The sequence below is a fragment of the Deltaproteobacteria bacterium genome (assembly GCA_019912665.1).
GTDB lineage: Bacteria > Desulfobacterota > GWC2-55-46 > GWC2-55-46 > GWC2-55-46 > UBA5799.
In genome coordinates this window covers 499,182-518,678 of record JAIOIE010000018.1, presented here as the reverse complement: position 1 = coordinate 518,678, position 19,497 = coordinate 499,182, and the positions used below count along the sequence as shown (strand labels likewise).

The following is a 19,497-nucleotide window of genomic DNA, read 5'->3' as shown; positions in this document are numbered from 1 at the left end:
TCCGCTCCATCCCATAGAGGGAGAAAAATGCCCAAAACCGGCCTGACCCTTATACAAAAGGTGCTTATAGCTTTCCTCATCATACTCATCCCCATATTCATCGCCATATCCGCGCTCTTTGTCCAGCAAAGGAACGAGCTTCAGAGTGAGCTTTTCGGCACCCTTGAGCGGGTCGCGGACGAGAGGGAGGCCTATCTGCTACTGTACATCGAGATGAGCAAGGTCAGAATCCAGGACTTTTCGACCGACGACTTCATAGTGAGCGCTCTTGAGGACATAGCCGACAGGGAGGCCAGCGGAAGGGCCCTTGCGGATTATATCGCCCGCTACAAACTGCCTCTTCTTAGGGCCATGTACCGCATGAGCGTGCTGACCGCCCCGGACGGGATAGTGCTGGCCTCCACCGCCCCGGGTTTCACGGGCAGGGATTTTTCAGGCGAGGAGTTTTTTTTGAAAGGCAGGCAGGGCCTTTCAGTGGTCGAGACCGTCAGGGGCGTTGAAGAGGAACCCGAACTTGCCTTCTCGGCCCCGATTTACAGCAGGCAGGACGGTGGCAGGCTCCTGGGGGTCATAACCGGCTTCACTCCGCTTTCAAAGTTCGGGGAACTCTTCTCAGGCGAGTTCATAGAAGAGCTCGGCGCCATGTCTTTGAACCCACTGCCCTGGGATACGATGGAAATCTATCTGGTGAACAGGGACAAGCTCATGATCACGGAGTCGAGATTCGTGCCGGATGCGGTACTTAACCTGCTGGTGGACACGCTCCCCGTAAGGGCCTGCCTTGAAGAGAACCGGGAGGTAACGGGTATCTATGAGGATTACAGGGGCCGGGAAACAGCGGGAGCGTCCATGTGCCTCCCCTCCCTCGGCTGGACCCTCCTAGCCGAGGTCGATAATGACGAGGTCTTTCAGCCGGTCAGTGTCTTTCAAAGGAATATCGTTCTGCTGATAGTGGTCGTTTTGCTCTTTATCGGAGTATTGGTATTTTATTTCCTTCGGATAATCGTAGCCCAGGTCAGGCGGCTCATGGCCGGCGCGACCGCGGTGGCGGCAGGGGACTACACGATAAGGGTGCCCGTGAGTACGCGTGACGAGATGGGCGCTCTCACCGCGTCCTTCAACGACATGGCGGCGAGCATAGAGGCGAGGACGAACGAGCTCAGGAAAGAGCGAGAGACCCTCGCCAATTCCCAGAGGATAGCGCGGCTGGGGGGCTGGGAATGGGATATTGCGAATGATATCGCGACCTGGTCTGAAGAGACCTACAGGATATTCAGCATGGACCCCTCAGCCCCGGCACCGGACTATGCGGGTTTCCTGGCCTTAGCGCACCCGGATGACAGGGAGTTGCTGGAAAGGAAGGTCAGTGAAGCGCTCCATAAAGGAGGACACTATTCCCATGAGCACAGGATAATACGCGCGGACGGGGAGGAAAGGATAGTCCACGAGGAGGCCGAGGTGGAGCTGGATGAAAACGGGAATGCCGTAAAAATGAACGGGACCGTGCAGGACATAACCGAGCACAGGCGGGCCGAAAGGGCGCTCGAGGAGAGCGAGCAAAGGTACAGGACCCTAATAGAGAACCTGCAGGAAGGGATAATCGTGCTGGATCAAAATGACATGGTCATCTACCTGAACCCTAAGATGGCCGGGATGCTCGGATACACGGTGCAGGAGATGATGGGCAGGCGGCTTTTCGAGTTCATGGACGGGGCTGAGGCTGAAAGGGCTAGCGCTAGGCTCGAACGGAGTAGGAGGGGAATAACCGAATCATTCGAGGTCCAATTCATGAAAAAGGACGGGAGCCTGATGTATGCGGCAGGGGCGGCGGGCCCTATTTTGGAAAAAAGCGAGTACAGGGGGGTAATAGCGAGCATAATCGACGTCACCGAAAGGAAAAAGGCCGAGGATGCCCTGAAAGAAAGCGAGGAGAGGTTAAGGGCCATACTCGAGAACATGGGAAACCCCATGTTCATGCAGGACATGGAGGGGCGGCTGGTATACGTGAACAATATCTTCCTTTCGACTCTGAGGGCCGAGGAGAAGGACGTCTATGGAAAAACGATATTTGATATTTTCCCGCCGGAAGTGGCGGAGGAGCTGCACAAGGACGACCTGAGGGCCATGGAATCGGACGTGCCCATACAGGTCGAGGACGAGATACCGCTCCCTGACGGCATCCATTATGCGATTGCGACCAAGTTCACCCTGAGGGACAAAAACGGCAACAAGTACGCCATGTGTGGGGTCGTTACCGACGTCACCCCGCTCAAGCGCGCCGAGGAGGCCCTCCGTAGAAGCGAAGCGGGCTTGAGGGATGCGCAGCGCATCGCCCACCTCGGGAATTTCGAGCACGACGTCCTCACGGACATGTTATACATCTCCGACGAGGTCTACAGGATATTCGGAAGAAAGAAAGGAGAGCTTGAGACACTCGCGGACTTCACTGGAGCGGTCCATCCGGACGACCTTGAAATGGTAAAGGAGGCCATGAAAGGGCTCCTTTACGAGGCCAGGCCCTACTCAATTGATTACAGGATATTGAGGCCGGACCGCGAGGAGCGGATAGTCCATTCCGAGGCGGAGTGCAGTATAGATAAGGAAGGCAGGCCAATCCGCATGACGGGCATAATCCTCGACATAACGGAAAGGAAGAGGGCCGAGGAGGAGGTAAGGAAATTGAACGTCGAGCTTGAGAGGAGGGTGGAGGAGAGGACCGCGGAGCTTAAGAGGGCGATGGAGGGGCTCTCGGCGGCCAACAGGGAAATAGAGACCTTCACATATTCCGTGGCCCACGACCTCCGCTCGCCGCTCCGGCTCGTGGACGGGTTCAGCATGCTCCTTGTGAAGAAGCAGAAGGAGAAGCTCGACAAGGACGCCCAGGACCAGATAATGAGGATACGGGGGGCCGTTAAGCGGATGGGCGAGCTCATTGACGACCTCCTCAACCTCTCGTACGTTATGAGGGCGGAGATAACATACGAGAGCGTGGACTTGAGCGCCCTTGCCAGGTCCATAGCAGGCAACCTCGTGAAGGCCGAGCCTGAGAGGGTCGCGTCATTCCACATAGAAGAAGGCCTCAGGGCCAAGGGGGACGAAAAGCTCCTTAAGCTCGTCCTTGAGAACCTAATGGGGAACGCGTGGAAGTTCACATCGAAGACCCCGGCCCCGAGAATAGAACTGGGAGTCACGGGCCGCGAGAACGGGATGACGGTATTCCATGTCAGGGACAACGGTGCGGGCTTTGATATGAAGCACGCGGACAGGCTCTTCCATCCCTTCCAGAGGCTCCATCCATCGGATGAATTCCCGGGCACTGGCATAGGCCTTGCCACGGTGCAGAGGATAATCCAGAGGCACGGCGGAAGGGTCTGGGCCGAAGGAGAGCCGGGCAGGGGGGCCGTTTTTTATTTCACCCTCCGGAAGGGAGATGCCTGATGCCGACCATACTTCTCATCGAGGACAGCCCTGAGTCGGTCGCGCTGACAAGGGGCGCCTTCTCGGGCTGTCCGGTGAAAGCGGAGCTGGAGGTTGTGAGGAACGGCGAGGAGGCTCTTGAATGGCTCTCCGGAACCGGCAGATACGAGGGCAGGGACCCGGCCCGGAGGCCGGAGCTCGTGCTCATGGACATAAGGCTTCCCGGCATGAGCGGCTTCGAGGCGCTGGAAAGGATACGTGCGGAGAGGCTTACTTCGATGGTCCCTGTGGTAATGCTGACGGTGTCGGAGCTTAAAAGCGATATAGAGACAGCTTACAGGCTCGGGGCCAACAGCTTCCTCGTAAAACCGCTCGACTACGAAGAGTACACGAGGATGATAAGGGCTGCCTGCGAGTACTGGATAAGTTTCAATAGGAGGCCCTATGCCTGACGGCCGCGCCCCTTGTGGAGCTCGAGCACCCTTCTTATGATATTCGTCGTGGATTTGCCTTTTAAGAGCGTTATCCTTGCGACCCTCCCGCCATTTTTCCTGACCGCTTCCCCGCCGACTATGTCTTTCGCGGCCCAGTCCGCGCCTTTTGCGAGGATGTCGGGCCTGATGGATTCGATGAGCTTAAAGGGGGTGTCTTCGTTAAATACGACCACATAATCGACGCACCCGAGCGCAGAGAGGACCTCGGCGCGCTCCCTGCAGGGCACTATGGGACGCTTATCGCCTTTTATGGAACGCACCGAGGAGTCGCTATTGAGGCCCACGACGAGCATGTCGCCCAGGGACCTGGCTTTTTTAAGATACCTTACGTGTCCTGCGTGGATGATGTCGAAGCAGCCGTTCGTGAATACGATTTTTTTCTTTTTCTTTCGCGCTCCGGCAAGCTCTTTTGCGAGCCTTGAGCGCGCTATTATCTTTCCCATGCGGACCTCTTTTCCTGAAGAGATTATCATAACCTCCTCGCCCTCGCAAGGGTCAGGGCCATGACCTCGGCCCCGTCCTTCCTGAGCGCCCTGGCGCACTCCCTTATGGTAGCGCCAGTCGTGTATACGTCGTCAACGAGGAGCACCCGCATCCCCTTGAAAGAGCCTGGCTTTCTCACACTGAACGCGCCGGCGACGTTCTTTTTTCTTTCATCGGCCCCGAGGCCGGTCTGCTTTTCCGTGTCCCTCGTCCTTTCGAGCCCGGCCCTGGCAAGAGAGAGCCCGAGTTCATTACAGAGTACTCTTGCAAGGAGGAGCGACTGGTTGAAGCCGCGTTCCTTAAGCCTTTTGGGATGGAGCGGGACCGGCACGACCTTATGGGGGACAAGCGGCATCGGGAGCCGGGAAAGCAACCTGCCGAGCGGTTTTGCGAGGCTTACTTCTCCAGCGTATTTGAACCTGTGCACCGCGTCCTGCACAACCTCTTCGTACAAATAAGCGCTCCGGGCCGAGATGAAAGGCGGGGCCTTTCCGATGCACGCGCCGCACTCGCGGTCAGGCCCGGCCGAATCCGGAAAGGGCTCCCCGCATGTGCTGCACATGGGCTGGCAAATCCTGCTTTCGCTCAAGAGGTCGGCGCAGCCGGGGCAGAAGCCGTCGTCCTCTGCATCGACGCCGCAGAGGAGACAGAGACGGGGGAGCAGTATGTCCAGTAAGGCATTCAGCACGCTTCTGCGATTTCTACCATTTCAGGAAGGCGAGTTCAATACCCTTCAGCCGGAGGGTATGGTGATGGTAAAGGCTGTGCCCCTGCCGCGCTCGCTTTCAACACTTATCTCGCCCCGGTGCTCCTTTATTATCCCGCTCGTTATGGATAGCCCCAGGCCTGTTCCCTTTCCGGCCTCCTTGGTTGTGACGAAGGGGTCGAATATCTTCCCGATAAGTTCCCCGGGGATGCCCTCGCCCGTGTCCTCGACAATGAGCCTTGCGTGCCTGCTGCCGGAGATTTCGACCATGCCGGTCGAGACCCTGAGCGTCCCTCCCCTGGGCATGGCGTCCTTCGCGTTCGCGACAAGGTTTATTATGACCTGTTCGAGCCGGTTCGGGTCCCCTGATACGGCCGGTATTTCCCTGAGTTCCATTTCCGTTTCTATCGAATGCGAATTGAGCGTTTCGCTGAGTATGAGGAAGGCGTCCCTTACGACAGAGTTCAGGTCCACCGGCTTCATTACAGGAGGCTCTGACCTCGTGAACGCCCGGAGGTGCTTGACTATGGATTCCATCTTCTTCGAGGCCTCTGCTACGAGGCTCAGTTTCTCGAAATAGGGAGAGCCATGCTGAAATGAGCGGAGCATGCTCAAAGAAAGACCCTTTATTACGGTAAGCGGCTGGCTCACTTCGTGGGCGAGCCCGGCCGCGAGCTCTCCGAGCGCGGTCATCTTGCTCGACTGCATTAGCTGCATCCGGGTCTCGCCGAGCCTCTCAAGCGCCCCCTTGAGCTCGCTCTCGCTCCTGTCGAGGTCGGTTATCATCCTGAAGACCCCGGTCCTGAAGTCTTCTATATACCTCTCACGGGCCGCAAGCCGCTCCATTGCGGCCTTTAGCTCCTTTTCGAGCGCCATCTCGTTTTCGAGAGGGTGGAATGCCGCGAGCGAGAGTCCGGGCGCTTCCGAAAGATACGCTGCTACAGGGACCTTCCCCCGTCTTTTCGTCAGGAGCCATCCGGAACGTCCGGCGTCCGTGCGGGCCTGGTCCTTTTCAAAAAGCCTCAAGAGCGGCATGCCGGCCAGCTCGCTCCGGGTAAAGCCCGTAAGCCGAATAAGCCCCTCGCTCGACTCTGCAATGGAGCGGTCAGGGGATAGGAGCGCGGCCGGGAGCGTGCTTGACGCGATCGCCTCGGGCCAGGCGCGCTCAATGGGGCGCGCCCCTTCTGAGTCAGCCCGGGAAGTCCTTGTTAATCTCATGCTCCTCCTTAAGCCTGACGAAGCGCTCCCTTATCTCCTGCATCTTAAGCTCCCTCCTTATGGCAAGGAGCGCGAACTCCTCGAGGTCGCTTATGGTCTTTTTGAGCTTAGTAGAGGCCTCTATCTCCTGCGTCCGGGCGGAGGTAAGCTCATCTAAAAGTCGTTTTCTCTCATCCGAGTCCCTTCCTATGCATATCGAGCCGCTACCGAGCTTTACTGTCTTGAACTCGAAAAACCGCGTGCTGCCGTCCTTCATCGGAAGAGGCGCCTCGAACTTCCCATGTCCCGGATGAGAGTGAAATCCGTTTGACAGGAAATCCGCGCACCGTCTCCCTAACGCCTTTTCGGCATCGCAGTCGGACGCAAGGAGCGCGGCCCGGTTGGCGAATACTATTCGGCCCGAGCCGTCGGTCTCGATCACAGGGTCGGGGATGGAGTCCAGCACCTCCCTGGTTATCGCCTCCCGGGTCATCGATCCATCGGCAAGGCGTTCCGCTATCTTTTTTAGCTCCTGCGGAAGCCCGGTTGCGCGGGCATTCAGCCGTCCTGAAGAGGCCAGGAGAAGCGGCCGGCATAAGCTCCGCATCGCCCACCATGCGATAGCAACTCCTGATAATGAAATACCCGCAAGGACAGCCAGGAAGACAGTATGCCCGCCCAGCCAGGCCGAGTATAAAAGAAGCGGGAACGACGAAAGCGCGAGGCCTGAAGCGGAAATGATTGTGAGTTTGCGTACTGACATCCTTGCCCTTTTGGGGCCAGACTGGGATGCTCCGTCGAGGTGAAGCCCTGGGATTGTGGTCTGGTGAGTTTCCGAGGTGAGGTAACTGCCTGTTTATGGAATCTAACATTTCACGGAAGCCCAATCAAGCGGAAACAGCTTGGGTTATAATCAGACGAAGGGGCGTTTCCGCGGCACTGGCTTAAAAAACTTCAAATAATGTGTTTTTTGTGCTAAAAGAAAATGAACGAATCGAAAGGTAAAGAAGACAGGATGTTTAAAAAGCTGAAGGCCGGCTTCGAGGGCCTTAAGGCCGGGCTCGCCCGGACCCATAACGCGATAATGGGCGGGGTCGAGGCCGCGTTCACCGGAAAATCCAGGGAGGACATCCTTGAATCGCTCGAAGAATCGCTCATCCTCTCGGACGTGGGCGTCACCGCCTCGACCGAAATAGTCGATAAGCTCCGTGAGGTCCTCGTCGGCAAGGACGAGGAGAAGCTCAGGAAACACCTCAGGGACTCGGTATACGAAATACTGAAGAAAGTAGAGAAGCCGCTAGAAGTAACCTCAAGCCCCTTCGTGATAATGGTGCTCGGGGTTAACGGGGTAGGCAAGACCACTACCATCGGGAAGCTCGCATCCAGGCTTTCCTCCGAGGGCAGGTCGGTCGTCCTCGCGGCAGGCGACACCTTCAGGGCGGCCGCAATCGAGCAGCTCGAAGGGTGGGGCAAGCGTACAGGCTGCCCTGTCATCAGGCAGGACCAGGGCGGAGACCCGGGGGCGGTGGTCTTCGATGCCATGAAGGCGGCCGCCGCGAGAAGGGCGGATGTGGTGCTCCTCGATACCGCCGGGAGGCTCCATACAAAGGTTAACCTCATGGAGGAGCTCAAGAAGGTAAAGCGTGTGGCGGCAAGGGAGCTCCCCGGCGCGCCGCATGAGAACCTCCTCGTGCTCGACGCCTCTACCGGGCAGAACGCCCTCAACCAGGCCAGGCTCTTCAACGAGGCCGTGGGCGTAACGGGAATCGCGCTTACGAAGCTCGACGGCACTGCTAAAGGCGGCATCATAATCGCCATAGCCAGGGAGCTCGGAATTCCTGTAAGGTTCGTGGGCGTGGGAGAGAGGGTCGAGGACTTGAAGGAATTCGACGCCAGGGAGTTCGCAGAGGCGCTCATATAGCGGGAGGGGGAAGGTGGACGAGAGGCTTAGGGATTTTTACGACCTCTACGAGAGGAGGAAGAGCATACGGGATTTCGCGGACAGGCCCGTGGAGCCCGAGAAGCTTGAGAGGCTTATAATCTCCCTCGGCAGGGCCCAGAGCGCCGCGAACCGGCAGCCGTGGCACTTCATCGTCCTTTCCGACGAGGAGGGGAGGGGGCTGATAAACGACCTCTTCACGAAGGAGGGCTTCAAGCGAGCGCCGGTGTTGATAGTGGCTTGCGCGGACCCTTCCCAGGCCTGGGTAAGGAAGACCGACCAGATCAACTATGCGTGGGTGGACACGACGATCGCCATTACCGAGATGATAGGGGCCGCGACCGCCGAAGGGCTCGGCACCTGCTGGGTGGCCGCCATAGACGCCGAAGCGGTAAAGAAAAGGCTTGGAATACCCGAAAAGATAGAGGTGGTCGCCGTAATTGCGATAGGATATCCTAAAGATGAGCTCAAGAGAGAGGCCAAAACCAGAAAACCCGTCTCGGAGATAATCCATCATGGGAAATGGTAAGAACCAGGAAGACGATTACGTCGTTTTGAGGTCGGACAGGAGAAAGAACCTCCGAAAGCAGCTCCTTGTCCTCAAGGTCAGGGGCGAGGACAAGGCCGGGGTCTTTTTCGGGTACGCCAAGACGGTCGGCAGGGGCGGCATGTTCATAGCCTCCGTAAACCCCAAGAAGGCCGGCGAGGAGTTCGAGATATCGTTCAAGCTCGGGGAGCTCGACATAAAATGCAGGTGCGTGGTCGCCTGGTCGAGGGAATACGACTCGCTCGTAAGGCAGGAGCCGGGAATGGGCATCAAATTTCTGGACCTCGACGAGGCGAGCAAGAACGCGATAGAGGAGTGGCTGAACAGGCAGTAGAAAAAATTACGAAATTGAAGTGGCAGGGTGCGCTGTGCGCACCAATCATCCTGCCGGTTCAAAATCATTAAAATGAAATTTGGTGCGCGGCGCGCATCCTGCCAGGCTACGGTCCGACCATTTTAACCCTCATGTATAAGACCCATAAGCCGCAAGAAATCGCCGGACAAAAAAGAAACCGATGGTCGATAAAAGAAAAAGCCCCAGAGTAAAGATGCGCGCAAGCGTCCGTTACGGGTTGACCAATCCGCCGGAGCAGTTAGCATTCATCACTGACCTGTCGGAGACAGGCATCTGCATAAAGGCCAACCAGGTTTTCGGCGTTGGGACGAAGCTATATCTCAAGATTACCATAGACGATGTTGACTACATGGCCGAGGGCGTGGTGGCCTGGGCAAAGAAGGTCCCGCATGGCATGTTGCACATCACCAAATGCGGGATGGGAGTCGAGTTCTCGCGCGTGGACGAGGGGCTCACAAAGCACTACCACAAGAGGAAGGCGCGGCACTGAAAGGCCTCTCAGATCGCAGGGTGCGCTTCGCGCACCAGCAATCAGATTTGCCGGATTCAAAGTATTAAAATGAGGTTTGGTGTGCGGAGCGCACTCTATGAGGCTGTGGGGTGTTGCTTTCGATACAATTTGGTGGGCGGTGCCCACCCTACCAAACTGAAAGGCCTCTCAGATTGGTAGGGTACGCTCCGCGCACCATTTATTTTGAGATTTCTTGTAGGTTGGGTCGCGAAGCAGACCCAACAAGGAAAAAGTCACATGGAAAATGCTTGTGTTGGGTTACGTTTCACTAACCCAACCTACAAGGCTGAAAGGCCTCTCAGTTCGTAGGGGTCAGATTTGTCGGATTCAAAAGTATTAAAATGATGTTTTGTGCGCGGAGCGCATCTTACGAGACTAGCTTTGATGGTGGGCGGTGCCCACCCTACCATGCTGAAAGGCCTTTCAGTTCGTAGGGTGCGCTGTGCGCACCATCAATTTGAGATTTCTTGTAGGTTGGGTCGCGAAGCAGACCCAACAAGAAATAAAGTCACATGGAAATGCTTGTGTTGGGTTGCGCTTCGCTAACCCAACCTACCAAACTGAGAGGTTTTTAAAGAGACCATGGGAAGACCAAGACCGCATCAGTTCTCCAGAAAAAAACTTGTAAGAAAACTCGGCAGCAATGAATTAAAAAAAAGCGCTGAGAATTTCTTTGGCAATCAGCTACATACTATTGAAGACGTTGTTACGAAAGCAGTTGCTGGTAGCACTTTTCGTGCATTTAGAAGCTTGCCAGAGCGTCCTTCAGTAGTATTTAGAACATGGGCAGCAAACCATCTTTGCAAGACCTTCAAGGATATTACAGCAATTAAGAGTGTGAGGGAGTATGACAAATATCTTAAAAGATCGTCCTCGCTGCTCTGTAAAGAATGGAAATGCAAAATGAAGACATCTCTTGACGATGGGCGGAGTCTGAAATTGTTTAATCTTGTAATGAAGAAGTTGATGTGTTTTTCAAAGCTCAAGAAGACTAACAGAACAACTCTTCTCAAGCTTCTGCATGTTCCTCTGGACAGCTATACAATAGTAGGTCTTAAAAAGATACTTTCAGACACAAGAATAATTCGCACATCAGACACAATGAGGTGTATTCAAACTCCAGAAGATTATATTTTTTTTCAAAAGTGTATTTCAAAAATTGCTGGGGAGGCCAAAGTTCCACCAATTTACTATGATATACTCGCTTGGGATATGGCGCATACGAAGACGAAATAAATTTTTGAGGCAGGAGGGCTGAGATGACCGAGCAAGACGAAAGGTGTAGGTCGGGTTAGCGTAGCGTAACCCAACGCTCTGTCAAGCATCACCCCTTCACGCTCCATGTCGTCCCCTTTGGAGTGTCTTCAAGCTCGACGCCCTTTTCAGACAGCTCCTTCCTTATCGCGTCGGCCCTGGCAAAGTCTTTCCGTTTTCTCGCATCGTTCCTCTCGGCTATGAGCCTTTCGATCTCTTGAGCCGAAAGCTCCATCTCAACGCGCGAGCTCCTGTCTTTGTAATACTCCTCTGGGGTGCGGTTGAAGACGCCCAGGAACTTCGACGCCTCGCGTATGACCGCGAGCGAGTTCGAAAGCTCCTCCCAAACGCCCTTCTTCTCGCCTTTGCTCCTGGCCTCGTCCATGGCCTTGTTCATCCGGGTTATTTCCTTGAAGAGGTTCCCGATGACCTCGGCGGTGTTAAAGTCGTCGTCCATGGGCTTGAACGCGTCATGGAGCCTGTCCTCCACGCAGCTTAAGCAGGGCTCGGCCTCAAGTATGGTGGGGTACTCGGCTCTTGCCCGCTGGAGGGTCTTGTAGTATCTCTCTACCGCGCTCTCGGCCTCCCGGAGCGACTCCGCGGTGTAGTCTATGGGAGAGCGGTAGTGGCTCGAAAGGAGGAATAGCCTTATGGCCTCGGCGGTGTGGTCCCTGAGCGCGTCCCGGATATTCAGGATGTTCCCAAGGGACTTGCTCATCTTCTCCTTTTCGATGTTCACGAACCCGTTGTGGAGCCAATACCTTGCATAAGGCGCTTTGCCGGTAGCGGCCTCGCTCTGCGCTATCTCGTTTTCGTGGTGCGGGAATATGAGGTCCTTGCCGCCGCCGTGTATGTCTATGCTGTCGCCGAGCCATTCGAGCACCATCGCGCTGCACTCGATGTGCCAGCCCGGGCGGCCCTTGCCCCAGGGGCTCTCCCATGAGGGCTCTCCGGGCTTGCTCGCCTTCCAGAGGGCAAAATCCAAGGGGTCCTTTTTCCGCTCGTCCACCCCGACCCTGGCCCCGCTCTCGAGTTCGTCTATGTTCTTTCCGGAGAGCTTCCCGTAGTCGGTTTTTTTCCTTACCGAGTAGTAGACGTCGCCTTCCATCTCATAGGCGAAGCCCTTCTTTATGAGGGAGTCGGTGACCTCGATTATCTTCCCTATGCTTTCCGTGGCCCTGGGCCTCAGGTCCGGGAGGCCCACTCCTAATGCGGCCATGTCCTCGTCAAAGGCCTTTATATACTTCTCCGCGACAGCCTCGGAAGATATGCCCTCATCCGCCGCCCTCTTTATTATCTTGTCATCCACGTCGGTGTAGTTACGGGCATATTTGACCTCGTATCCCCTGTACCTGAAATATTTCTGTATGGCGTCGAAAGAGACCGCGCTCCTCGCGTGCCCTATGTGGCTCAGGTCGTAGACGGTAGGGCCGCATACGTACATCGTCACCTTGCCCGGCTCCTTCGGCTTAAACTCCTCCCTCTCGCCAGTGAGGGAGTTGAAGACCCTTATCGAAGCCATTTTTCAAGCCTCCTTATCGCTTCTCTTTTTCCGAGGAGCCTTAAGACCCCGGGTAGCTCTATTCCTTCGCGCTCGCCGGTCAAGGCGAGCCGCGCCGGCATGAGTAGGTGCCTGCCCTTTTCGCCGGTAGCGGCCTTGACCCTTTCTATTACCGCATCGTAATCTTCCGGCCCTGCCGTCTTATCCAGCTCGTCCCTGAACGCCTTTATGACCTTGAGACTACGCTCCTCTCTTATTTCGGAAAGAGCGGCCTCTCCTGGAGCGGGTTCCGAGAGGAAGGGGCGCATAAGGGAGCGTAGCTCGTTAGGGGTCGATGCGTTTTTCTTGAGCGCCTCCGAAAACTCTATGAGCTTATCGTTATCCACGCCCTCGATTCCAACGAGAGAGGCGAGCTCTTCCCCGGATCTCCTGGCGAGCGCCTCCTTGCTGTAGGACTTAAGCCTCGCGATATCGAACTCCGAGCCGGATTTCGAGAGCCGTTCAATCGAGAACGTCCCGGCCATCTCTTCAAGGGTAAGGAGCCCCTCGCCCGGGCTCCATCCGAGCCGGGCTATCGCGTTCGTAATTGCCTCGGGGAGATATCCCTCGTCCCTGAGCCCTCTTAGCGAGAAATCGCCGTGGCGTTTGCTTAAAGGGGCCCTGTCCGGCCCGAGGACCAGCGGCACATGGCTGTATATGGGGGCAGGCCTGCCGAGGGCCTCGAAAAGGAGTATCTGCCTCGGCGTGTTCGAGAGGTGGTCGTCACCCCTTATCACATGGGATATGCTCATCTCGGAGTCGTCCACCACGGCGGCGAAATTATAGGCGGCGATGCCGTCCGAGCCCAGTATCACGAAATCGCCAATGGCGCGCGAGTCGAAGCTCAAAAGCCCGTGTACCGCGTCCATGAGCATGACATTCTTTACAGGTATCTTGAACCGTACGACAGAAGGCGCGCCCTTTGGCGCCTTTTCGGGGGCAAGCTCCCTGCATCTTCCGTCATAGCGCGAGGGAAGCCCTTTTGCGGCCTGTTCGGCCCGGAGCGCATCAAGCCTTTCGACCGAGCAATAGCACCTGTACGCCTTGCCCCCGTCAATGAGCCTCTCGGCCTCATCCCTGTAAAGAGAGAGCCGCTCCGACTGCCTGTATGGGCCGAACGGCCCTCCCGTGTCAGGCCCCTCGTCCCAGCCGAGCCCGAGCCATTTAAGGTCTTCGTATATGCCTGCCTCGGCCTCGTAAGTGGACCTCTTGGTGTCGGTGTCCTCTATCCGGAGTATGAAGCTCCCTTTATGACGGCGGGCAAAGAGCCAGTTGAATAGCGCGGTCCGGGCGTTACCGAGGTGGAGCGCGCCAGTCGGGCTAGGCGCGAACCGGGTCCTTACCATTATCCCCGGCCCCCTTCGAGAAGGGCAACGGCGTAGGCGCTTATGCCGTCGCCGCTTCCCGTGAAGCCGAGCCCTTCCTCTGTCTTGGCCTTTACGTTCACCCTCTCCTCGCCGCAGCCAAGCACGCGCGAGATGTTCCTGACCATGCCTGGTATGTGGCCGAGTAGCTTGGGGGTCTGGCAGACGATGGTCGAATCGATATTCCCCACCGTAAAGCCCTTTTCTTTTATGAGGGATGCGGCCCTGGCCAGTAGGTCGAGGCTCGATGCGTCCTTCCACGCCGGGTCTGTCGGGGGGAAGTGCTTGCCGATGTCGCCCAGGCCCGCCGCCCCGATGAGCGCGTCTATGACGGCATGGAGGAGGACGTCCGCGTCGGAGTGGCCGTCAAGGCCTTTCCCGTAGGGCACCTCCACGCCCCCGAGCACGAGCCTTCTTCCCTCCACGAGCCTGTGGACGTCGTATCCGAAACCTATCCTCATATTTTTATTCCGTCCCTCTGCCTAAGTATGCATTCGGCGAGCATGAGGTCGCCGGGTGTGGTTATCTTTATGTTCTCATAGGAGCCGAGGACCACCTTTACCTTCGCGCCAGTCCTCTCGACAAGCGAGCTCTCGTCGGTCCCTAGGAAGCCTTCGGACTTCGCCTTCCTGAACGCCTCTTTGAGTATTTCGGTCCTGAAGGCCTGCGGGGTCTGCACGGCGATGAGCGTCTCCCTTTTAAGGGTCGTCCTCACGAAGCCGTCTCCGGCCTCCTTTATCGTGTCCTTCACTGGCACCGCGGCTATTGCCGCGCCGGTCTCGATCGCGGCCCTTATGGTCTTCTCGATTATATCAGGGGTGACGAGGGGCCGCGCCCCGTCATGCACGATAACGGCCCCGAAGCCATCTCCGGCGGCATTGAGGCCGTTCTCGACCGAGTCCTGCCGCTCGGCCCCGCCGCCTGCCACGCAGATGACCTTGCGGAAGCCGTATTCTTCTATTATCCGCTCCCTGCAGAACCTTTCGTCCGCCGGGGGGGCGACTACGACAATTGAATCGACCATGCCGGAAGCCTCGAAAGGCTCTATCGTGCGGGCGAGCACGGGTTTCCCGAGTAGGTCCAGAAAGTTCTTCATCTTCCCGGACCCCATCCTGCGGCCCATGCCCGCGGAAGGTATTATGGCGAGAGTTTTTAACCGTTCAGGCGGATTTTTCATATGTTCATGCGGCGTCAAAATGGCGACAAAAGGCATTCGATGCCCGTCACCAGCTGACTGCATCGGACAGTTTAATATTATTTCGACTCCATTTAAAGGATTTTAAGCGGATTTTCAAGGTGAAGGCACTGTCTGATTGTACAGGGATTAGAGAGCGGTGCGCAGTTGCCTTGGCGGATATGCCTACTGGTAGACGGCCTTCCTGAAATCTTCCCGGGCCTTGGAGAAGATCATCCTCCCGCCGGTGGTCTGAAGGACGCTCGTTATGGTGACGTCAATGGATTTGCCCACGAACTCGCGGCCGTTGTCTATGACGACCATTGTCCCGTCCTCAAGATAGCCTACGCCCTGGCCGTGTTCCTTGCCCTCCTTGAGGACCAGGATATTGAGGGCCTCGCCGGGGAGCACCACGGGCTTCATTGCGGTCGCGAGCTTGTTCATGTTGAGAACGATTACGCCGTGGAGCTCCGCGACCTTGTTGAGGTTGGAGTCGTTCGTGAGTATCTTCCCGGAGAGCTCCTTTGCGAGGGCCACGAGCTTTGAGTCCACCTCCCTTATTTCAGGGAAGTCCCTCCCGGTTATCTCGACGGCGGTCCTGTTAGTGGACTGTATCTGCTTAAGGACGTCGAGCCCCCTCTTGCCGCGTGCCCTTTTGACCGGGTCCGCCGAGTCGGCTATGTGCTGGAGCTCCTGGAGGACGAACTGCGGCACTATGAGCTTGCCTTCCAGAAAGCCGGTTTCCGTGACCTCGGCGATCCTGCCGTCTATTATGACGCTAGTGTCTATTACGAGGGGGCTTGCCTTTATAGCGGCCTTCTCGGCCGTGTCTCCGGCCCTCTGGTGCTCGGTGAAGAGCTTGACGGTCTTGTGCCAATCGAACTCGTCGCCCTTTTTCATTCCGATGCTCAGGCCCAAATAGCCGATGATTATGTTGGTGAGGAGGTAGACCGCGAGCTCGAAGTACTCGCTCCCGAACTGGGATTTCAGCATGAGGGGGTAGGTGAGGAGGTTCGCGACGGTGAGCCCTATTATGAGCCCTATGGCGCCGCCGAGGACTATCCTTAAAGGGGTCTTCTTTACGCGTTTTTCAAAAAAGAGGGCGAGGACGGATATGAGCAGGCCGCTTACCAGGCCCACAAGGGCGAACTTCCCGCCGAGTATCCGGAGGACTATGTAGTACCCGCTGGCAGAGGCGAAGATCACCAGAAGGGAGCGCATTACGAGATACAAGACGGCCTCCTTAACGCTGCATCAGGCGGAAAAGCTCTTCCTCGACCTTCTCTTCCTTTACCTTCTTGGCGATCGAGATCTCTTTTACAAGGAGGTTCTTGGCGGTGTCGAGCATCCTGCGCTCCCCGAACGACAGTTCCTTGTCGTACTTGAGGATGTAGAGGTCACGCAGCACCCGCGCGACTTCCATCACGCAGCCGCTTTTTATCTTGTCGGTGTAGTCCCTGTATCTCCTGTTCCAGGTCTGGTTGTCGAGGCAGACCTCGGAGCGGTCCTTGAGTATCTCGTACACCTTGGGGACAAGGGACTTCTTTACGATCTTTCTCAAGCCGACCGCCGCGGCCGTGTCGGTCGGCACCATTATCGTGGCTTCAGTATCGAGTATTTTGATTATGTAAAAGTTTTTGTTTAACCCCGAGACTTCCCTTGTCTCGATGCCCATTATCATTCCTACGCCATGGGCAGGGTAGACGGCAAGCTCGCCGGTCTTGAAGTTATCTATTACGATTTTGGACATGAAGGTCCTTTAGAATGTGGGGAAAGAGGTATTATCTTTATAACATATCCGTGTTTTATAGTCAACTTCTTTGCCTTCATGGTCCGGCCTCTCGGGCGGGCGGCCCGGCCCGGAAGAGGTCCTCCGGAAGTGCCGGGTTTACCTCGACTTCGCTGTATTTTATCGTGACGGTCCTTTTGCCGTCGTCGATGATTATCCTGAAAGGTATGTGGGCCCCCGATACCTCCCTGTAGTCCTCGAGGAGGACCTTGAGGCCGCGTTGTCCGTCTTCAGACGGCCTGGAGAAGAGCCGGAGTCTTCCGTGCTCGTCCCTTGCCGTCTCGGCCTCGTTTCCGGAAAGCTCGTATGCCGGGCGGGGATTCCCCAGGAGGAAGGATGTGACGTCCTCGGGCTTAATCGAATATGGAACGCCGGGTTCATCGCGGTTGAAAGTCTCGGCGCCGTCTTCAGTAACGGTGTAAACCGTCTCTCCGTCGCTCGCCAGTATGGCGGCGGTCTGGCCGAAGGGCCCGTAGACCTCTATCCTGAAGGAGGCGGGGCTCCTGGCGAGTATCAGGGCCCTGCCGCTTACGGTGAAGACCCGCTTCATCTCAACGGCCCCGTATGCGCGAAGCGATACCGGGGTTATCTCCGGGGGAGAGAGCGTTACAGGGCGCTTGGCCGCGCACCCGGCTGCAAGGAGCGGGACAAGCGCGGCAAGCAATAGAAGCCTTCTCACTTCGCTGCCTTTATTTCTTCCCGGAGGCGGTCTATTTTTTCCTTCAGGCCCGCGTTTTCAGGGTCTTTACCGAGGGCGGACTCGAAGATGGTGAGCGCCTTTTCCCTGTTCCTGCCTTTCGAATACGCTTCCCCGAGGTGCTCTATGACGACGGGGTCGTCCGGAAGGAGCTTGAGCGCTTTTTCGAGCTCGGCGACGGCCTTGTCTATCTCGCCTTTCTTGAAGTAGACCCAGCCGAGGCTGTCGAGTATGTGGCCGCTGTCGGGCGATGCCTCAAGCGCCCTCTTTATGAGCTCCTCGGCCTTGTCGAGCTCGATGCCCCTCTCGGCGTAGGTGTAGCCGATGTAGTTTAGGGCGTTGGCATGTTTGGGGTCTATCTCTATCACCCTGTACATGGTGGGGATGAACTTCTCCTCCATCTTCGCCTCGTCGTAGAGAACCCCGAGGAGGAAGAGGAGGTCCGGGTCCTCGGGCTTGAGCTTCACGGCCACTTCGAGCGTATCTATGGATTCGGTATGCCTTTTTGCATCGCGGTATATGGTGGCGAGGAGCTTAAGGAGCTCGACACTTTCGCCCCGGGCCTTTATGGCCTCGTTCAGCTCCTTTATGGTGTTCTCGAGCCTCCCCTGACGCTCGTATATGTAGGCGAGGTGTATCTTAGAGTCGATGAAGCTAGTGTCCTTCTCCGGTATCTTCACGAACTCGGCAGCCGCGTTGGCGAGGTCCCCTTTCTCCTCGTATGTGGTCCCGAGGTAGTAGCGGACCCTGTGGAACTCGGGGTTTATGGAGAGTATGTCGTTGAATTTAGCGATCGCCTCGTCGAATTTCTTTTTCTCGAAGTAGATGAGCCCGGTCCTGACCATCGCGTCCAGGCGCGTCTCGTCCCTTTTCTCGAGCTTCTTCAGTTGCTCGAGGGCGTCGTCCAGCCTGTTCTGCTGTATATAGAGCGTGCTCAGGCGGTTTACCATGCTCGTGTCGTTGGGCATGAGGAGTACGCCCTGTGAATAGGTCTCGATCGCCTTGTCGAACTGCTTGGCGAGCTCGAAGGTGACCCCGAGCTCGAAGTACACGGTCCCGAAGCGCGAGTTGAGGTTCAGGGCGCTCTGGTAATACTCGGCTGCTCTTTCGTAGTCCGCCCTGTCGAACTCGTTCTTGGCGAGGTAGTAGTACGCCATCGCGGAGTCGGGCTTGACGGAAAGGAGCTTCTTCAAGACCGCTTCGGCCTTCTCATATTCCTTCGATTTGGAATACATTGAGCCGAGCATCAGGTAGCTCTTGCTGTCAGAGGGGTCGAGCTCGATGGCCTTCTCATAGTTCCTGGCGGCTTCCGCCTGGTCCTTCTGGAACGAGTGTATCTCTGCAAGGAGCGCGTACGGGGGCGCGTAGCCGGGGTCCTTCTCTATCGCGGTCTCGAGGTGCTTCTTCGCGGACTCAAGGTCCGCTGCGCCCATGTACAGGCTCCCGAGCTCGGAATGCAGGATCGCGGAATCCGGGTCGAGGGTGACGGAGCGCTTGTAAAGGTCTATAGCGCCCGCGAGGTCGCCGCTATTCCTGAGCATCTGCGCGGCCATGTAGAAATAATAGGAATCGCCGGCCTTCCCGGATTTTTTCAGGCTGACCTTGGCGTTTTTGTGGTCCTTGGCATGCGATTTGGCGGCAAAGGAAGGTATAAGGAGGAGCGCCGCCAGCGCGGGCACTACCAGCTTTTTAAAATAGGTGGATTCTTTCACGTCTATTCCTCCGAACCGGCCTCGAAGGTGACGCTCAAGCGCGCTTCGCTTCAGGCCTGACTGGTGCCGCGGTCCATTGGCGGCGGAGCCTTGATTCCATTGGCCGCCCGGATAAAGCAATCTCCGGGGTTTTCCCTGGCCAAAATTCTGCCGTTTCCTATGATAGCATCCGCAATATCCAGGAGTCAATCTAAAGAAAGTCGAAGAAACTGCAGACGGCAGCGTAAGTAAACGGCCGCGTTTTTTATTGAGCCCGGAAACGAGCCGGACTGAGCTGGAGAAATTACCGGGAGCGCTGGTGAGAGCAGGGGAGCTGGA

19 protein-coding genes are annotated in these 19,497 nt (G+C 56.7%); 7 read left to right on the top strand and 12 right to left on the bottom strand.

Features of this window, described 5'->3' with window-relative positions; translation table 11 throughout:
- The first annotated feature begins 27 nt into the window (after positions 1 to 27).
- Together K8I01_06890 and K8I01_06885 are read left to right on the top strand one after the other, a co-directional pair.
- Entirely contained in the window at positions 28 to 3,438 is a 3,411-nt protein-coding gene (locus K8I01_06890; GenBank protein ID MBZ0220142.1) for a PAS domain S-box protein, read from the top strand.
- On the top strand, positions 3,438 to 3,869 hold the full coding sequence (locus K8I01_06885; GenBank protein ID MBZ0220141.1) for a response regulator: 432 nt from the start codon (positions 3,438 to 3,440) through the stop codon (positions 3,867 to 3,869). The genes K8I01_06890 and K8I01_06885 overlap by 1 nt, the downstream gene beginning before the upstream one ends.
- Here the strand turns inward: K8I01_06885 and rfaE2 are convergent.
- Genes rfaE2 through K8I01_06865 form a run of 4 tightly spaced genes read right to left on the bottom strand, consistent with a single transcriptional unit; the run spans position 3,860 to position 7,060 of the window.
- Complete coding sequence (gene rfaE2 / locus K8I01_06880; protein MBZ0220140.1) at positions 3,860 to 4,354, bottom strand: D-glycero-beta-D-manno-heptose 1-phosphate adenylyltransferase; 495 nt, start codon at positions 4,352 to 4,354, stop codon at positions 3,860 to 3,862. The two genes, K8I01_06885 and rfaE2, sit on opposite strands and share 10 nt — an antisense overlap.
- A 26-nt stretch (positions 4,355 to 4,380) precedes the next feature.
- Complete coding sequence (locus K8I01_06875; protein MBZ0220139.1) at positions 4,381 to 5,082, bottom strand: ComF family protein; 702 nt, start codon at positions 5,080 to 5,082, stop codon at positions 4,381 to 4,383.
- Between the two features lie 45 nt (positions 5,083 to 5,127).
- Positions 5,128 to 6,318, bottom strand: a complete 1,191-nt coding sequence (locus K8I01_06870; protein MBZ0220138.1) for a hypothetical protein — start codon at positions 6,316 to 6,318, stop codon at positions 5,128 to 5,130.
- Complete coding sequence (locus tag K8I01_06865) at positions 6,290 to 7,060, bottom strand: PAS domain-containing protein (GenBank protein ID MBZ0220137.1); 771 nt, start codon at positions 7,058 to 7,060, stop codon at positions 6,290 to 6,292. Before K8I01_06865 ends, K8I01_06870 begins: the two co-directional genes overlap by 29 nt.
- A gap of 222 nt (positions 7,061 to 7,282) precedes the next feature.
- On the opposite strand from K8I01_06865, the gene ftsY reads away from it, so the two are divergent.
- The 5 genes from ftsY (at position 7,283) to K8I01_06840 (ending at position 10,885) form a co-directional block, all read left to right on the top strand.
- Positions 7,283 to 8,218: a signal recognition particle-docking protein FtsY gene (gene ftsY, locus K8I01_06860; protein MBZ0220136.1), complete on the top strand. Its 936-nt coding sequence runs from the start codon at positions 7,283 to 7,285 to the stop codon at positions 8,216 to 8,218.
- Positions 8,219 to 8,231: 13 nt separating this feature from the next.
- Entirely contained in the window at positions 8,232 to 8,765 is a 534-nt protein-coding gene (locus tag K8I01_06855) for a nitroreductase family protein (GenBank protein ID MBZ0220135.1), read from the top strand.
- Positions 8,752 to 9,117, top strand: coding sequence for a PilZ domain-containing protein (locus K8I01_06850; GenBank protein MBZ0220134.1), 366 nt, complete (start codon positions 8,752 to 8,754; stop codon positions 9,115 to 9,117). The genes K8I01_06855 and K8I01_06850 overlap by 14 nt, the downstream gene beginning before the upstream one ends.
- A 181-nt stretch (positions 9,118 to 9,298) precedes the next feature.
- Positions 9,299 to 9,628, top strand: a complete 330-nt coding sequence (locus tag K8I01_06845) for a PilZ domain-containing protein (protein MBZ0220133.1) — start codon at positions 9,299 to 9,301, stop codon at positions 9,626 to 9,628.
- 603 nt (positions 9,629 to 10,231) lie between these two features.
- Complete coding sequence (locus K8I01_06840) at positions 10,232 to 10,885, top strand: hypothetical protein (GenBank protein ID MBZ0220132.1); 654 nt, start codon at positions 10,232 to 10,234, stop codon at positions 10,883 to 10,885.
- Between the two features lie 88 nt (positions 10,886 to 10,973).
- Here the strand turns inward: K8I01_06840 and cysS are convergent, their stop codons facing one another.
- From cysS to K8I01_06800, 8 genes are all read right to left on the bottom strand, one after another.
- Positions 10,974 to 12,425, bottom strand: a complete 1,452-nt coding sequence (gene cysS, locus K8I01_06835) for a cysteine--tRNA ligase (GenBank protein ID MBZ0220131.1) — start codon at positions 12,423 to 12,425, stop codon at positions 10,974 to 10,976.
- Positions 12,413 to 13,789 carry a glutamate--tRNA ligase gene (gene gltX / locus K8I01_06830; GenBank protein MBZ0220130.1) on the bottom strand — a complete coding sequence of 459 codons (1,377 nt, stop codon included), beginning with the start codon at positions 13,787 to 13,789 and terminating at the stop codon, positions 12,413 to 12,415. The genes cysS and gltX overlap by 13 nt, the downstream gene beginning before the upstream one ends.
- Positions 13,789 to 14,268, bottom strand: coding sequence for a 2-C-methyl-D-erythritol 2,4-cyclodiphosphate synthase (ispF, locus tag K8I01_06825; protein MBZ0220129.1), 480 nt, complete (start codon positions 14,266 to 14,268; stop codon positions 13,789 to 13,791). The genes gltX and ispF overlap by 1 nt, the downstream gene beginning before the upstream one ends.
- The gene (gene ispD, locus K8I01_06820; GenBank protein MBZ0220128.1) at positions 14,265 to 14,984 is read right to left on the bottom strand and encodes a 2-C-methyl-D-erythritol 4-phosphate cytidylyltransferase; all 720 of its coding nucleotides are present in this window, start codon (positions 14,982 to 14,984) and stop codon (positions 14,265 to 14,267) included. Before ispD ends, ispF begins: the two co-directional genes overlap by 4 nt.
- Before the next feature lie 183 nt (positions 14,985 to 15,167).
- Positions 15,168 to 16,202, bottom strand: a complete 1,035-nt coding sequence (locus K8I01_06815) for a PIN domain-containing protein (GenBank protein MBZ0220127.1) — start codon at positions 16,200 to 16,202, stop codon at positions 15,168 to 15,170.
- Positions 16,203 to 16,224: 22 nt separating this feature from the next.
- Positions 16,225 to 16,731, bottom strand: coding sequence for a CarD family transcriptional regulator (locus K8I01_06810; protein MBZ0220126.1), 507 nt, complete (start codon positions 16,729 to 16,731; stop codon positions 16,225 to 16,227).
- A 76-nt stretch (positions 16,732 to 16,807) separates the two neighbouring features.
- Positions 16,808 to 17,449, bottom strand: coding sequence for an outer membrane lipoprotein LolB (locus K8I01_06805; GenBank protein MBZ0220125.1), 642 nt, complete (start codon positions 17,447 to 17,449; stop codon positions 16,808 to 16,810).
- A complete protein-coding gene (locus tag K8I01_06800) occupies positions 17,446 to 19,179 on the bottom strand; it encodes a tetratricopeptide repeat protein (protein ID MBZ0220124.1) in 1,734 nt (577 codons plus the stop codon). The genes K8I01_06805 and K8I01_06800 overlap by 4 nt, the downstream gene beginning before the upstream one ends.
- Between the last annotated feature and the right edge of the window lie 318 nt (positions 19,180 to 19,497).